Annotated in this window: 14 protein-coding genes; 12 read left to right on the top strand and 2 right to left on the bottom strand. The window is 71.2% G+C overall.

Annotation, left to right across the window (positions count from 1 at the left end; genetic code table 11):
- Positions 1 to 159: 159 nt before the first annotated feature.
- Positions 160 to 402 (bottom strand): dsRBD fold-containing protein, encoded by a 243-nt coding sequence (locus tag AB0435_RS32920; protein WP_366008051.1) that lies wholly within the window; start codon positions 400 to 402, stop codon positions 160 to 162.
- A 179-nt stretch (positions 403 to 581) separates the two neighbouring features.
- On the opposite strand from AB0435_RS32920, the gene AB0435_RS32925 reads away from it, so the two are divergent.
- The 4 genes from AB0435_RS32925 to AB0435_RS32940 all read left to right on the top strand — a co-directional run bounded on the left by AB0435_RS32925 (position 582) and on the right by AB0435_RS32940 (position 4,940).
- On the top strand, positions 582 to 1,757 hold the full coding sequence (locus AB0435_RS32925) for a trypsin-like peptidase domain-containing protein (RefSeq protein ID WP_366428625.1): 1,176 nt from the start codon (positions 582 to 584) through the stop codon (positions 1,755 to 1,757).
- Between the two features lie 81 nt (positions 1,758 to 1,838).
- Positions 1,839 to 2,573: a response regulator transcription factor gene (locus tag AB0435_RS32930; RefSeq protein WP_366008036.1), complete on the top strand. Its 735-nt coding sequence runs from the start codon at positions 1,839 to 1,841 to the stop codon at positions 2,571 to 2,573.
- Positions 2,570 to 3,949, top strand: a complete 1,380-nt coding sequence (locus AB0435_RS32935) for a HAMP domain-containing sensor histidine kinase (protein ID WP_366428626.1) — start codon at positions 2,570 to 2,572, stop codon at positions 3,947 to 3,949. Before AB0435_RS32930 ends, AB0435_RS32935 begins: the two co-directional genes overlap by 4 nt.
- Positions 3,950 to 4,115: 166 nt before the next feature.
- Entirely contained in the window at positions 4,116 to 4,940 is an 825-nt protein-coding gene (locus AB0435_RS32940; protein ID WP_366428627.1) for a methyltransferase domain-containing protein, read from the top strand.
- A 66-nt stretch (positions 4,941 to 5,006) separates the two neighbouring features.
- Here AB0435_RS32940 and AB0435_RS32945 read toward each other — a convergent pair whose 3' ends face one another.
- Complete coding sequence (locus AB0435_RS32945) at positions 5,007 to 5,510, bottom strand: hypothetical protein (protein ID WP_366008039.1); 504 nt, start codon at positions 5,508 to 5,510, stop codon at positions 5,007 to 5,009.
- A gap of 904 nt (positions 5,511 to 6,414) precedes the next feature.
- Here AB0435_RS32945 and AB0435_RS32950 point away from each other — a divergent pair.
- The 8 genes from AB0435_RS32950 (at position 6,415) to AB0435_RS32985 (ending at position 13,929) form a co-directional block, all read left to right on the top strand.
- Positions 6,415 to 6,615, top strand: a complete 201-nt coding sequence (locus tag AB0435_RS32950) for a hypothetical protein (protein WP_366008040.1) — start codon at positions 6,415 to 6,417, stop codon at positions 6,613 to 6,615.
- Between the two features lie 336 nt (positions 6,616 to 6,951).
- Positions 6,952 to 7,752, top strand: a complete 801-nt coding sequence (locus AB0435_RS32955; RefSeq protein ID WP_366008041.1) for a class II aldolase/adducin family protein — start codon at positions 6,952 to 6,954, stop codon at positions 7,750 to 7,752.
- Between the two features lie 30 nt (positions 7,753 to 7,782).
- Entirely contained in the window at positions 7,783 to 8,775 is a 993-nt protein-coding gene (locus AB0435_RS32960; RefSeq protein WP_366008042.1) for an ABC transporter permease, read from the top strand.
- A 50-nt stretch (positions 8,776 to 8,825) separates the two neighbouring features.
- Positions 8,826 to 10,352, top strand: coding sequence for an FAD/NAD(P)-binding protein (locus AB0435_RS32965; protein ID WP_366008043.1), 1,527 nt, complete (start codon positions 8,826 to 8,828; stop codon positions 10,350 to 10,352).
- Between the two features lie 234 nt (positions 10,353 to 10,586).
- The gene (locus tag AB0435_RS32970; RefSeq protein WP_366008044.1) at positions 10,587 to 11,024 is read left to right on the top strand and encodes a tyrosinase family oxidase copper chaperone; all 438 of its coding nucleotides are present in this window, start codon (positions 10,587 to 10,589) and stop codon (positions 11,022 to 11,024) included.
- Between the two features lie 12 nt (positions 11,025 to 11,036).
- Complete coding sequence (locus AB0435_RS32975) at positions 11,037 to 11,903, top strand: tyrosinase family protein (protein ID WP_366008045.1); 867 nt, start codon at positions 11,037 to 11,039, stop codon at positions 11,901 to 11,903.
- Between the two features lie 57 nt (positions 11,904 to 11,960).
- On the top strand, positions 11,961 to 12,416 hold the full coding sequence (locus tag AB0435_RS32980; RefSeq protein WP_366008046.1) for a MoaF N-terminal domain-containing protein: 456 nt from the start codon (positions 11,961 to 11,963) through the stop codon (positions 12,414 to 12,416).
- Between the two features lie 76 nt (positions 12,417 to 12,492).
- A complete protein-coding gene (locus AB0435_RS32985) occupies positions 12,493 to 13,929 on the top strand; it encodes an amino acid permease (RefSeq protein ID WP_366008047.1) in 1,437 nt (478 codons plus the stop codon).
- Positions 13,930 to 14,141: the final 212 nt, after the last annotated feature.

The following is a 14,141-nucleotide window of genomic DNA, read 5'->3' on the forward strand; positions in this document are numbered from 1 at the left end:
CACCATCCAGCCCGTCCGGCGTTTGAGGACGCGACCGAAGGTCGCTGGGGTCCGGGGTCTCCCCGGTTTCGGGAAGGGGCGGGGCTGGGGAAAAAGCCCGCCGCAGGCGCAAGAAACCCGCACCCACCCCGCCACAAGAACCCACCCCACCCGCCACCCCTAAAGGTTCTGAACCTCCGCCCCCGCCTTCACCAACAACTGCTGCCCAATATCAAGCAGAGCCCGCCCCCCAGAAAGCTCCTCCCCGATCCGCCGCTCGTCCGGGTCCCGGGGATCCCGCGTCGTCTGCCCCCGCCCCCGGAGCTCCGTGCCGTCCCGCAGCCGCAGCAGCGCCGCCGCGCGCGTATGCGTCTCATCCTCGGCGAACTCGACTTCCACGTGCCAGCCCGCAACCTGCTGCATGTTCACCCTCTCCACGCCGGACCCCGAGATCTGGCACAAATTAGCCTGTATCGGCACGCCTCAAACCCCATGCGGCCGAACAGCCGAACCCCGGTCCTTACACCGGGCATACCCGCTTCTGTCGGGCTTCTCAGGGCCCACTCAGACTGTTTTCATATAGCCGGAGCACAGTCATAGCCATGACGGACAACGACCGCCGCAACGGCGCACAGGAACCTGACTTCCAGCAGCAGCCCTTCGCGTACCCGGCGCAGCCGTCGTACGCGCCTCAGCAGCCGTCTCAGCAGCCGCCTCAGCAGCCGGTCACCACGGCGTCCGGCGTCACCGTCTGGCCCGGTGACGGCAGCGCCGTGCACGGCAGTGGCGCGGGTGGCACGGGCGGCCCCGGGGACGGCGGTTACGCCGGCTTCGACGCCTCCGGCCCCGCCGGCGACCCCGGCGCCCCCGTTGGCGGCAGCGCCCACGCCGCGCCCCGCGCCCGCCGCCCCGTCGCGCTCCTCGCCGCCTGCGCGATCGTCGCGGCCGTCGTCGGCGGCGGCTCGGCCGCCCTGGTCGGCGAGCTCGTCTCGCACTCCGGCAGCAGCAGCCACTCGACGCCCGTGGAGAACGCGTCCTCCAAGACCAACGGCGTCTCCGCCGTGGCCAAGGCGGTCAGCCCGAGCATCGTGGAGATCAAGGCGTCGACCACCTCCGGCGAGTCCACCGGCTCCGGCGTGGTCATCACGTCCAACGGCGAGATCGTCACCAACAACCACGTGGTCTCCGGCACCGACACCGTGAACGTCTCCTTCAGCGACGGCAGCAGCAAGACCGCCAAGGTCGTCGGCACGGACCCCGACAAGGACCTCGCCCTGATCAAGGTGAACGGCGCGAGCGGCCTCAAGGCGGCGACCCTCGGCGACTCCGGGAAGATCCGCGTCGGTGACGACGTCGTCGCGATCGGCTCCCCCGAGGGCCTGACCGGCACCGTGACCAGCGGCATCGTCTCCGCCCTCAACCGCGACGTCACGGTCGCCAAGGAGCAGGGCCAGGGCCAGGGGCAGCAGCAGCGGCAGGGCCGCGGCGGCTTCCCGCAGTGGCCGTTCGAGTTCGGCGGCAACCAGTACAACGGCGACACCGGCTCCTCCAAGACGACCTACAAGGCCATCCAGACGGACGCCTCGCTCAACCCCGGCAACTCCGGCGGCGCGCTCATCAACATGAGCGGTGAGATCGTCGGCATCAACTCCGCGATGTACTCGTCCGCTTCCTCGGGCGGCCAGGGTGACTCCGCGGGCAGCGTCGGCCTCGGCTTCGCGATCCCGGTCAACACCGTCAAGGCCGACCTGGCGAAGCTCCGGGCGGGCGGCAGCTGACCGGCACGCGGCGGGGGGATCCCGCCGCGTGCGACGCTGAGAGGGACAGGAGACACACCCGTAGACCCGTGAGGTAAGCCGATGAGCCCCGCCGAGCACGGCGACCAGCCCGCCCGCATCCTGATCGTGGACGACGAGCCCGCCGTCCGCGAGGCGCTGCGCCGCAGCCTCGCCTTCGAGGGGTACGGCACGGAGCTGGCCGTCGACGGGCTCGACGCGCTGGAGAAGGTCGCGGCGTACGACCCGGAGCTGATCGTGCTCGACGTGCTGATGCCGCGGATGGACGGCCTGACCGCCGCCCGCCGGCTGCGCGCCTCCGGGGTCACCGTGCCCATCCTGATGCTCACCGCCCGGGACACCGTCGGCGACCGCGTCACCGGCCTCGACGCCGGGGCGGACGACTATCTGGTCAAGCCCTTCGAGCTGGACGAGCTGCTGGCCCGGATCCGCGCCCTGCTGCGCCGCAGCTCCTACGCGGCGGCGGCCGTGGAGGCGGTCTCCCACACGCTCGCCTTCGCCGATCTCCATATGGACCTCACCACGCGCGAGGTGACCCGCGGCGCCCGGCCGGTCGAGCTGACCCGCACGGAGTTCACGCTGCTGGAGCTGTTCCTCGCGCACCCGCGGCAGGTCCTCACCCGGGAGCAGATCCTGAAGTCGGTCTGGGGTTTCGAGTTCGAGCCGTCCTCCAACTCCCTTGATGTGTACGTGATGTACCTGCGCCGCAAGACGGAGGCGGGGGGCGAGCCGCGGCTCGTCCACACCGTGCGGGGCGTCGGCTACGTCCTGCGGGCGGACGGCGGCGGGTCCGAATGATCGGCCGTTTCCGCCGGCTGCCCCTGCGCTCACGGCTCGCGCTGCTGTCGGCGGCGGCGGTCGCCGTCGCGGTCGCGGCGGTCGCGGGGGTGTCCTGGGTGGTCCTCAAGCAGCAGCTCGAACAGCAGCGGGACACCACCCTGACCAACGTCCGGCCGACGGACGAGACGGTCGTCGACCTCCAGCGCACCTGCGGTGCCGGGCAGCGGGCGACCCCGAGCCAGTACACGTTCCAGATCATCACGACGCGGGGCGCGATCTGCACGACGCCGGGGAAGTCGCCCGTCGAGGTCTCCCCGGCGGATCTGGACGTCGTGCAGGGCCGGGACACGGTGCTGCACGACGGGCGGGCGAAGAACGGCCAGGAGATGCGGGTCGCCACCTCGGCGAGCACCGTGCCCGGCGTCTACGCGGTCTCCATCGCCCAGCCGCTGAGCGACATCGACAAGCCGCTCAACAAGCTCGCCCTCGTGCTCGCCTTCACCGCCGGGGTCGGCGTCCTCGGCGCGGCCACGGCGGGCCTGGGCATCGCCCGCGCAGGCCTGCGGCCCGTGGACCGGCTGACGGACACGGTCGAGCACATCGCCCGCACGGAGGACCTCGCCGTGCGCATCCCCGTCGACGGCGAGGACGAGATCGCCCGCCTGTCCCGCTCCTTCAACTCCATGACGGCCGCCCTGGCGTCCTCCCGCGACCGCCAGCAGCAGCTGATCGCGGACGCCGGGCACGAGCTGCGGACGCCGCTGACGTCGCTGCGCACCAACATCGACCTGCTCGTACGGAGCGAGGAGACCGGCCGGGCGATCCCCCCGGAGGACCGCAAGGCGCTGCTCGCCAGCGTCAAGGCGCAGATGACGGAGCTCGCGGCGCTGATCGGCGACCTCCAGGAGCTCTCCCGCCCGGACGCCGCGCCGGACGGCGGCCCGGTGCAGGTCATCGCCCTGCACGAGGCGGTCGGGCGCGCGGTGGAGCGGGCCCGGCTGCGCGGCTCGGGCCTGAGGTTCGCGGTGAGCATGGACCCCTGGTTCGTACGGGCCGAACCGGCGGCCCTGGAGCGTGCGCTGGTCAACCTCCTCGACAACGCGGTGAAGTTCAGCCCGCCCGGCGGCACGGTGGAGGTCACGCTGGCCGGGGGCGAACTCACCGTGCGCGACCACGGCCCCGGCATCCCCGCCGACGAACTCCCGCACGTCTTCGACCGCTTCTGGCGCTCCCCCTCGGCCCGCAGCCTCCCCGGCAGCGGCCTGGGCCTCTCGATCGTGGCCCGCACGGTCCGCCAGGCCGGCGGCACGGTGTCCCTGGGCCCGGCGGCGGGCGGCGGAGCGGTGGCGTCCGTACGCCTGCCGGGGGCACCGGTGGCTCCGCCGGGGCTTTAGTCCACAACGGGCTGAATGCGTGCCCACATCAGCCAAATCCAGCCCGTCCGGCGTTTGAGGACGCGCCCGCTGGGGGCACCTCCCAGCGGTAGCTGGGGGAGCTCCCGCCGCAGGCGGCAACAGACCCGAGGGTTTGCATCGGCCGCACACTGACGAGGTATCCGCCATGGCTGAGGACAATGTGGCACGTACCTACTACGACACCAGCGACGTCGACGGCTTCTACGCCCAGGCGTGGGGCGGCGAGAACATCCACGTGGGGATCTACGACGACGCCCACGAAGCCGTGGCCGTGGCGGCCCGCCGGACCGTCGAGCGGATGGCCGCGAAGGCGGCCGGCGCGCTCGGGCCCGGCAGCACCGTCCTGGACCTGGGCTCCGGTTACGGCGGTGCCGCCCGGCAGCTCGCGGAGACGTACGGCTGTCGCGTCACCGCGCTCAACATCAGCGAGGTGCAGAACCGCCGGAACCGCGAGATCAACATCGCGCGGGGGCTCGACAGTCTCATCGACGTCGTGACCGGCTCCTTCCACGACGTCCCCGCGCCCGACGGCACGTTCGACGTCGTCTGGTCGCAGGACGCCCTGTGCCACAGCGGCGACCGGCCCACGGCGCTGCGCGAGGCCGTACGCGCCCTCAAGCCCGGCGGGCACCTGGTCTTCACGGACTTCATGGCCGCCGAGGGCGCGCCCACCGAGGAACTGCGCCCGCTCACGGAGCGGCTGACCGTCGAGGAGTTCGCGACGCTCGGCTTCTACGAGGAGCAGCTGCGTACGCTGCCGCTGGCCGACGTGGCGTTCGAGGATCTGAGCGACCACCTCCAGACCCACTACGACCGCCTGACCGAGGAGGTCCTCTCCCCCTCCCCCACCCTCGCGGCCTCGGTCAACGCGACGTATCTGGACGGCCTGCGCCGGAGCCTGCCCCAGGTGGCGGCGGCCTGCCGCAAGGGGCTGCTGGTGTGGGGGATCTTCGACGCGAAGCGGGTCTGACAACTCCCCTGCCCTGGCCGGCCCATCGGCAGAACCGTCAGTCGACGGAGCCGCCGGACACGGGGGTCACGGCGTAGGCCAGACGAGATCGCCCAGAGTCGGCGCGGGCCCGGGGACGGCGTCAGCAGCAGCACGGATCATCAAAGCGGCCTCTTGGACGAGACGCTCCAGCGACAGGGTGCTGCGGGGAGTGACGGTGTAGGACATGACGCGCAGTTGATCGATCCGGCAAGCATCCTGGTCAGCCGGTGCGGTCAACAGGGAGGCGAAGAGTTCGTGCCGGGGCCGTGTCCGGAGGGACTCGGCTATCGAGTGAAGGCCGAGGCGTCCCAGTGTCACGCGCGGTGCATTCGTACCGTTCCATACATCGTCTCGCACAGCGGCGTGGACCCCGAGCAAGATGAGGGTCTCCGTGAGGGCCCGGCCTGTTGACGGATCGATCTCCCAGATCGCGAAGCGTTCTTGCTGTCGGCTGCGGAAGCCGGGCGTCTGATCGGCCACGGTGATGAGCCGGCCGGCTGCCTCCTTGGACAGTGACCAGTGGGTCGCGTTGGCCTCGGGAGGGTTCATTCGGGCATTGTGCACGGGCGCCGACAAACCGGCGCCCGTGCAGAACAGCCATTCTCAGGCGCATCTCAGATAGAGGATGCCGCTCTCGGCGTTGCCGGAGTCATGGCTTGAGCCATACACGATGGTGCCGGTAGTGATGATCTTGTAGCCGTACTGGGGGTAGCTGCTGTTCGCAGTACACGTCTGGCTGGAGCGAGCGGTGCGGCGGGGCGGCGGACAGGATGTATTCCTGCCAGGCGCACCTGCTGGGGCCCATTGCTGGGGGCCGGGCATCCATATCCACAGCTCCGCCTCGGTAGTGCAGGCATCCGGCGCATGTGGCGCGCAGTTGTCGATCCCGCCGACTCCCGTGACCACTCCACCGCTGTAATTCGGTTTCTGCGCGACGAGATCACACGTCACTGTGTCCTCACCCCCGGCAGGACCGGCAGCCAGATGCGGCTTGGGCTTGGAGAGCGGGCCGGGGTGCGGGGAGGCGGAAGCGAGCGATACGCTCCCGGCCAATGCCATCGCTGCGATCACGGCAGTGCCGCCGCCCGGCAACGTTCGTCTTCGGACGTTCACGGTCCTCACGACCTCCTCCGGAGAGGGCATGTCCATGCCCTGAATACGAAGAAGCGCCAGGCTAGGGACATGGACTGCTCCCACGGCACAGGAACCGCACATTCCACTGACGATTGACCTGAACCAGCCCTCCGCCCAGCAGTGCGACTTCGCCATCACCGAGGCCGACCACGGACGCGGCGGCATCCTGAACAACCCGCGCACGACGACGCCGGGCGACCGGGCCACAGACGTTCGCCCTGCACGCCCACAGCGACAGGCCACGGAGCGGCTGACCGTCGAGGAGTTCGCGACGCTCGGCTTCTACGAGGAGCAGCTGCGTACGCTGCCGCTGGCCGACGTGGCGTTCGAGGATCTGAGCGACCACCTCCAGACCCACTACGACCGCCTGACCGAGGAGGTCCTCTCCCCCTCCCCCACCCTCGCGGCCTCGGTCAACGCGACGTATCTGGACGGCCTGCGCCGGAGCCTGCCCCAGGTCGCGGCGGCCTGCCGCAAGGGGCTGCTGGTGTGGGGGATCTTCGACGCGAAGCGGGCGTGACATCCGGGCCGGGGCGAGCGCGCGCCCGCCCCGGGCCCGAGCAGGCCCACAAGAGACCCCCCCTCGGGGCGATTTATCACGATATGACACGCAATAGAGCCCCTGCGCATCTGTGAAACTCCGCATCGTGCAGCGCGAAAGAGCCATTTGCGGCTGATTTTCGCCGCGCCGCCGGGACAAGATGCGTGAGCAGGAGCGGACGCCCCCGAGGCGTGACCCGCTCCCGGCCCGGCAGCCCCCACGTCACTCCGGGCCACCCTTCTCCGGATTGCCCCGAAGGCGTTCACGACCATGCCGCGGCGGGCTTTCACCGACCTTCATCAGGAGACTCGACCCGTGTCAACGGACACTTTGGCGAACCATCTCGCCGACACCCACACCGGGCTGCCGATCCCCGCCGACCGCGAGTTCACGTCGCCGGACGAGGAGCGCCGCCACCGCAAGCAGCGGCTCGCGGCGGCCATGCGGCTCTTCGGCAAGGCGGGCTACGCGGAGGGCATCTCCGGGCACATCTCGGTGCGCGACCCGGAGGACCTCGACACCTTCTGGGTCAACCCCTTCGGCCTGTCCTTCAACCAGGTGCGGGTACGCGACCTGATCCGCGTCGACGCCGAGGGCCGGGTCGTCGACGGCACGGGCAAGGTCAACCCCAGCGCCTTCACCATCCACTCCAAGATCCACGAGCGCCCGGAGGCCAACGCGATCGCGCACGGCCACACCGTGCACGCCCGTGCCCTCGGCGCCCTGGAGCGCCTGCTGGAGCCCTACGACCAGGAGTCGGCGGCGTTCTATCAGGACCAGGTCCTCTACGGCGACTACGACGGCCCGGCGATCTCGGTCGAGCACGGCCAGGACATCGCCGACCGGCTCGGCGACCGGCGCGCGATGCTGCTCCGCCACCACGGCCTGATCACGGTCGGCGGTTCGCTGGAGGAGGCGGTGCACTGGTTCTTCACCTACGAGAGCTGCGCCCAGGTGCAGCTGCTCGCCCTCTCCGCCGGCAAGCCCGTGCCGATGAGCCACGAGCAGGCCCTGCTGGCCCGCGACGGCTTCGGCGACGAGCAGCTCGGCCGGTTCAGCTTTCAGATCATGTGGGACGAGATCACCGCGGACCAGCCCGACCTGCTCGACGAATAGTCCATCCACGCAAGGAAGTTGAGGGAACCGATGAGTTCGTCAGCCGCTCCGCGCGTGGAAGCGCGCAAGATTCTGATCATCGTCGCGGTCGTGCAGTTCGTGATCGGCGGCTGGTTCTCGTGGACGGCGTCGCACGCCAAACCGCGGGACCTGCCGGTGCTCGTGGTGTCGTCGGGCGAGGACCTCGCGGACTCGCTGCGCAAGGCCGCGCCCGGCGCGTACGAGATCACCACGGCCGCCGACGCCGCCACGGCCGACCGCAAGCTCAAGGACCGTGACGCGTACGGCGCCTTCATCGCCACGCCCAAGGGCCTTGAGCTCCACGTGGCCTCGGCCGCCTCGCCCACCGTGGCGCAGACGCTGACCCAGCAGGCGCAGGAGCTTTCGGACAAGCCGGTCGCCGTCACCGACGTGGTCCCGGCCGACGCCGACGACAAGCACGGTGCCGGTATGGCCATGGGCTTCCTGCCGCTGCTGATCACCGCTGTCATCGCGGGCCTGCTGTTCGTGCTGAAGGTGCGCGACGCCCGCGCCAAGCTCCTCGGGCTGGTCGGCTTCGCCGTGCTGTCCGGCCTGCTCAGCTCGCTGATGCTGACCCACCTCAGCGGCGTGCTGCCCGGAAACTACTTCGTCAACGCCGGCGTCATAGCGCTGCTGGAGCTGGCCATGGTCGGCGTCATCAGCGGCTTCGGCTCGCTGGTGGGCCCGCCGGGGATCGCGGTGGGCGCGTTGCTGATGTTCGTCATCGGCAATCCGCTGTCCGGCATGTCGTCGGCGCCCGAGATGCTGCCCCAACCGCTGGGCGCGATCGGCCAGTTCCTGCCCGCGGGCGCGGCGGCCACGCTCTTCCGCTCGGCCGGTTCCTTCCACGGCGCGGGTGCGGGCGGACCCCTGCTGGTGCTGGTGGTCTGGTCGCTGATCGGCCTGGCCCTGCTGTTCCTCGCCGCGCGCCGCGCGAGCGGCCGGACGGCTCCCGGGGCGGCCCCCGTCACCGATGTCCCGGTCACCGCTTCCGTGGGCTGACGCCCCCCTCACCCGCACGCCCTTCCCGTAACCGAAAGATGATCACGACCATGAACGCAAGCGACCGGCCGCGGATACGCGTCGGTATCGTCGGCGGCGGAGCGGCAGCCGTCTGCCTGCTGGACCGGATAGCCCGCACTCCGGGGCGCGGCCCCGGGGCGGTCACCGTCTTCGAGCCCTCGGACAATCTGTGGCGGGGCCGCGCCTACCAGCGTGACGTCGACTCCGTGCTGGCCAACATCATCCCCTCGGAGATGTCGGCCGGCACGGACGACCCGGAGAGCTTCCTGCGCTGGCTCGGCGAGACCGGCCTCCCGCACGGCGTCGGTGACTATGCGGCCGACGGCCACTTCCCGCCCCGCCACGTCTTCGGCAGCTATCTGGAGCGGACGGCCGAGCAGGCCCGCACGGAACTCGCCCTCGGCGACTGGCCGGTGACCGTCGTCAAGGACGCCGTCGTCGGGGCCCGGCAGCGGGCGGACGACGTCGTCCTGACCACCGCCGGGGGCCGCACCGAGACCTTCGACTACGTGATCTGCTCGGTCGGCGCGGGCCGCCCGGCCGACCACTACGACCTGGCGGGCACCCCCGGGTTCCACGGCGACCCGTACCCGCTCACGCGGACGCTGCCCGCGATCCCGGAGACCGCCGACGTCACCGTGCTCGGCACCGGCCTCGCCGCCGTCGACGTCGTCGTCTCCCTGGCCGCGCGCGGCCACCGGGGCCGGATCACCATGGCGTCCCGCAACGGCGCCCTCCCGGCGGTCCGGCAGCGCCCGATCCATCCGGAGCTGCGGCACTTCACACCCGCCTCCCTGCGGGCGCTGGCGGCCGGGAACGCCGACGGCCGGATCGGCCTGAACGATCTTCTCGGGCTGCTGGAGCGGGAGTTGGCGGAGCACGGCGCGGACCCGGCCCCGGTGCTGGCCGAGCTGTTCTCCATCGACCGGGAGGAGCCCGTCGCCCGGCTGGTCCGGCAGTACGAGAACATCGACTCCACGGACCTGGGCATGCGGATCATGCAGCACGCGATCCCGGAGAGCGGCCCCGACGCCTGGACGCTGCTGCGCGCGGAGGACCAGGAGTTCATCCGCGAGAACCACTACCGGGCGATCATGAGCCTGTGCTGCCCGATGCCCCCGGCCAACGCCCGCACGCTGCTCCGGCTGCACGAGGAGGGCCGGCTGCGGGTGACGGGCGGGCTGTGGAACGTCAAGCCGCTGGCCACGGACGGCTTCCACGTCGCCGTCGGTGACGACAGCTACGAGACGGACGTGGTGGTCAACGCGGTCAGCGCGCCCTCCCACCGGGTCCCGGTCGAGGCCCATCCGTTCGTCGAGTCGCTCGTCGAGGAGGAGGCCGCGGAGTACCACCCCTCCGGCGGCCTGCGCATCGATCCGTCCACCAGCCGGATCGCCGGCCACGGCCGGGTGCACCGGCGCATGCACGCGATCGGCGACCTGGGCGCCGGGACGCTGTTCTTCACCTCCGGCATGCCCTCGGTGGCCGAGCGCGCCGACGACATCGTCCGCGCCATCGCCGAGGACATCGAGGCCGCGCGCGCCTGCCCGGCCTGAATCTCCTGGGCCCCAGCCACCGCTGGGAGGTGCCCCAGGGGCTGAAATTGCGCACCCACATCAGCCACATCCAGCCCGTTGGGGGCACCTCCCAGCGTTAGCTGGGGGAGATTGAGGACACCGCCGCGCAGCGGTGGTGCGCAGACGACACCACCCGCGGCACCGACCACAAGCTCCGCCGGACAGGCCCTAGCACCACCGAAGTCGAAGAAGAATCACGGGGGAAACACCAGGATGACCACGGTCACCCGCAGAAACGTGCTCATGACGGCGTTCACCGCCGCCGTCGTCACCGGTACCGGCGCGGCGCTCGCGCCCGTCGTCATGGCCGGCGAGGCCGAGGACACGACCGCCGCGAACGCGGGCCCGGACACGGTGACGGACTCCTTCGAGGAGACGTACCGAGGCCGCCGCATCCAGGGCAGGACCCTGTCCACCTGTGGCGCGCGGCCCGCCGCCTACCGTACGGGCGCCGCGCCGGCGCCCTCCGGGCCCGGCATCGAGATCAGCATCGACGGCCGCCAACTGCACGTGATGCGGCGCGCGGACGGCTCCTATCTGAGCCTGGTGAACCACTACGAGTCGTTCCCCACGCCGCTCGCCGTCGCCCGCGCCGCCGTCGACCAGATCGGCACGTCGCAGCTGTCGCTCGCCACGACGCACCACCACTGATCCGGAGCACCGGTGTACACACGCAAGAACCAGAAGAATCTCACCAGCGCCGAGAAGAAGAAGTTCGTCGCCGCCCTGCTGGAGCTCAAGCGCCGCGGCCGCTACGACGAATACGTCAAACTGCACGGCAAGTTCTTCGTCTCCGACGGCGAAGCGGGCGTGCGGGTGGGCCATATGTCGCCCTCCTTCTTCCCCTGGCACCGCCGTTTCCTGCTGGAGTTCGAGCGCGACCTGCGGTCGATCGACCCGGACGTGACCCTGCCGTACTGGGACTGGACCGCCGACCAGTCGCCCACCTCCTCGCTCTGGGCCGACGACTTCCTGGGCGGCACCGGCCGCTCGTCCGACGGCCAGGTCATGACCGGCCCGTTCGCCTACGCGGCGGGCAACTGGCCGATCAACGTGGGGGTGACGGAGGAGAAGTTCCTGATGCGGAACCTCGGCCGTCCCGGCGACCCCGTCGCCCTGCCCACCCGGCAGGAGCTGGCCCACGCCGTCGACGACCCCGTCTACGACTCCGCCCCCTGGGACTCCACCGTCACCACGGCCGGTTTCCGCAACAAGATCGAGGGCTGGACGGTCGCCGCCGACCGGGGCTGGACCAACCACAACCGCGTCCACCTGTGGGTCGGCGGCCAGATGACCGGCGGCACCTCGCCGAACGACCCGGTCTTCTGGCTCCACCACACCTTCATCGACCTGATCTGGGCCCGCTGGCAGCACAAGCACCCCGGCGCGAGCTACGAGCCGCGCAAGAAGGTGCCCGCCGGGGACCCCCAGTTCGGGCGGGTCATCAGCCTCGACGAGCCCATGGACCCGTGGGGCGTACGGCCGTCCGACCTCCTGGACCACGAGCGCTTCTACCGCTACGCGGAATGACGCGCGCCGACTGATCAACCACTTTCATTTCCCCATGAGTTGAGAAGAGGAATCACCATGCGCATGCGCCACACCGTCCCGGCCGTCGCGGCCGCCGCCCTGATCGCCCTCGGCGCCGCGGGCACCGCCCAGGCCGCCCCCGCCGACCCGGCCGCCGTACCCGCGGCATCCGTCCGCAGCACCACGCCCGCCTTCGCCGGTCACACCTATGTGCTGACCCTCGACAACGGCGCCGTCCTGCGCAACTCCTACTCCGCGGACGGCAAGACCCTCGACTGGACCGCCCTGGCCGGCCCCCTGGCGGGCAAGAGCGGCCAGGAGAAGCTCACCGTCCGCGAGGTCGGCGAGGGCCTGTACTTCGTCAACTGGGTCGAGGCGTCCGGCATGACCGTCAGCCACGTCATGGACCTGCGCACCAAGACGGTGAGCATCTACTGGACGTACGGCACCCCCGACGGCGGCCGCACCGGCGAGCTGCACACCGCGAAGCTGGAGCGCGTCTCCGCGCAGTGATGTCCGTGGGCGGGGCCCGTCCGGCCCCGCCCACGCCCCTCTCTCCCCAGGTCTCTCCCCAGGAGCGATATCTCCCATGGCCGCTCAAGCGACCAAGGCACCAGCACCGGCCGAGGCCGGACACCAACCGCCCGCGCCTCTCGGGACAGCGGGCCAGGCCGGGCGACAGGAAGGCGGCGGGCTCGGCAACGGCCTGCGCCCCCGGCACCTGACCATGCTCGCCCTCGGCGGGGTCATCGGCGCCGGGCTGTTCGTGGGTTCCGGCACCGGGCTGCGCGTCGCCGGGCCCGCCATCATCGTCTCGTACGCGCTCGCCGCCGGCCTGGCCCTGCTGGTGATGCGGATGCTCGGCGAACTGGCGGCGAACATGCCCGCCAGCGGCTCGTTCTCCGTCTACGCCGAACGCGCCCTGGGCAAGTGGGCGGGTTTCACCGCCGGTTGGCTGTACTGGTGGGTGACCGTCATCGCCATCGCGATCGAGCTGATCGCCGCGGCGGGCATCCTCCACCAGTGGCTGCCCGCGGTCCCGCAGTGGGCCGTCGCCGTGGTCGCGCTCGCCGTCTTCACCACGGCGAACATGCTCTCCGTCACGTCGTTCGGCGAGGCGGAGTTCTGGTTCGCGGGCATCAAGGTCGCCGCGATCATCGCGTTCCTCGCGCTGGGCGTCACCGCGATGTGCGGCGGCCTGCCCGGGGTGGCCTCCCCCGGCCTGGACAACATCACCGGTCACGGCGGCTTCGTCCCACAGGGCTGGAACAGCATCGTCGCCGGACTGCTCGCCGTCGTCTTCGCCTTCGGCGGCATGGAGGTCATCACCATGGCGGCGGCCGAGTCCGGCGACCCCGCCCGCTCGGTGACCAAGGCCGTCAACAGCGCCATCTGGCGCATCAGTCTCTTCTACCTCGGCTCCATCGCGGTGATCGTCGCACTGCTGCCCTGGGACTCCGCCGAGCCCGGCCGCAGCCCCTACGTCGCCGTGCTCGACCGGCTCGGCGTCCCCGGCGCGGGCCGGCTCATCGAGGTCGTCGTCCTCATCGCCCTGCTGTCGGCGATGAACGCCAACCTCTACGGCGCCTCGCGCATGGCCCACTCGCTCGCCGCCCGCGGCGACGCCCCCCGGGCACTGCTGCGCACCTCGCCGCGCGGCGCGCCCCGGCTCGCGGTGGCGGCGTCCGCGGCGTTCGGCTTCTGCGCCATCGCGCTCGACTACAGCTGGCCCGACCGGATCTTGCCGTTCCTGGCCAAGGCCATGGGCGGGGCGATGCTCTTCATGTGGCTGACCGTGGCGGTGGCCCACCTGGTGCTGCGCCGCCGCCTCGAACGCGACTCGCCCGAGGCGCTGGTGGTACGGATGCGCGGCTACCCGTATCTGTCCTGGGTCGCCGTGGCGGGCATCGTGATACTCCTGCTGCTGATGGCCCTGGACGCCAAGGCCCGCGACCAGCTCGCGTGGTCGGCGCTGCTGGTGCTGGTGCTCCTGGGCGTCGCGGCGGTACGCCGACGCAGGGCGTAACCGAACTCCGCCCCGGTCCCCTGGGCTCCCCCGACCAGGGACTGGGGCGGGTTTTATTTCCCCAGCCCCGCCCCTTCCCGAACTGGGGGCAAGCCCCCAGACCCCCGAACCGCGCGTTGGTTACGGTCCGCACCATCCAGCCCGTCCGGCGTTTGAGGACGCGCCCGGAGGGCGCTGGGGTCCGGGGTCTCCCCGGTTTCGGGAAGGGGCGG

The organism is Streptomyces sp. NPDC051173, assembly GCF_040689515.1.
GTDB lineage: Bacteria > Actinomycetota > Actinomycetes > Streptomycetales > Streptomycetaceae > Streptomyces.

What these genes read in the sequence shown, in the direction of transcription:
- AB0435_RS32970 (WP_366008044.1), top strand. Translation starts at nt 10,587, where the DNA reads ATGACCACGGTCACCCGCAGAAACGTGCTCATGACGGCGTTCACCGCC.
- AB0435_RS32965 (WP_366008043.1), top strand. Translation starts at nt 8,826, where the DNA reads ATGAACGCAAGCGACCGGCCGCGGATACGCGTCGGTATCGTCGGCGGC.
- AB0435_RS32960 (WP_366008042.1), top strand. Translation starts at nt 7,783, where the DNA reads ATGAGTTCGTCAGCCGCTCCGCGCGTGGAAGCGCGCAAGATTCTGATC.
- AB0435_RS32930 (WP_366008036.1), top strand. Translation starts at nt 1,839, where the DNA reads ATGAGCCCCGCCGAGCACGGCGACCAGCCCGCCCGCATCCTGATCGTG.
- AB0435_RS32980 (WP_366008046.1), top strand. Translation starts at nt 11,961, where the DNA reads ATGCGCATGCGCCACACCGTCCCGGCCGTCGCGGCCGCCGCCCTGATC.
- AB0435_RS32935 (WP_366428626.1), top strand. Translation starts at nt 2,570, where the DNA reads ATGATCGGCCGTTTCCGCCGGCTGCCCCTGCGCTCACGGCTCGCGCTG.
- AB0435_RS32920 (WP_366008051.1), bottom strand. Translation starts at nt 402, where the DNA reads ATGCAGCAGGTTGCGGGCTGGCACGTGGAAGTCGAGTTCGCCGAGGAT.
- AB0435_RS32940 (WP_366428627.1), top strand. Translation starts at nt 4,116, where the DNA reads ATGGCTGAGGACAATGTGGCACGTACCTACTACGACACCAGCGACGTC.
- AB0435_RS32925 (WP_366428625.1), top strand. Translation starts at nt 582, where the DNA reads ATGACGGACAACGACCGCCGCAACGGCGCACAGGAACCTGACTTCCAG.
- AB0435_RS32985 (WP_366008047.1), top strand. Translation starts at nt 12,493, where the DNA reads ATGGCCGCTCAAGCGACCAAGGCACCAGCACCGGCCGAGGCCGGACAC.
- AB0435_RS32945 (WP_366008039.1), bottom strand. Translation starts at nt 5,510, where the DNA reads ATGAACCCTCCCGAGGCCAACGCGACCCACTGGTCACTGTCCAAGGAG.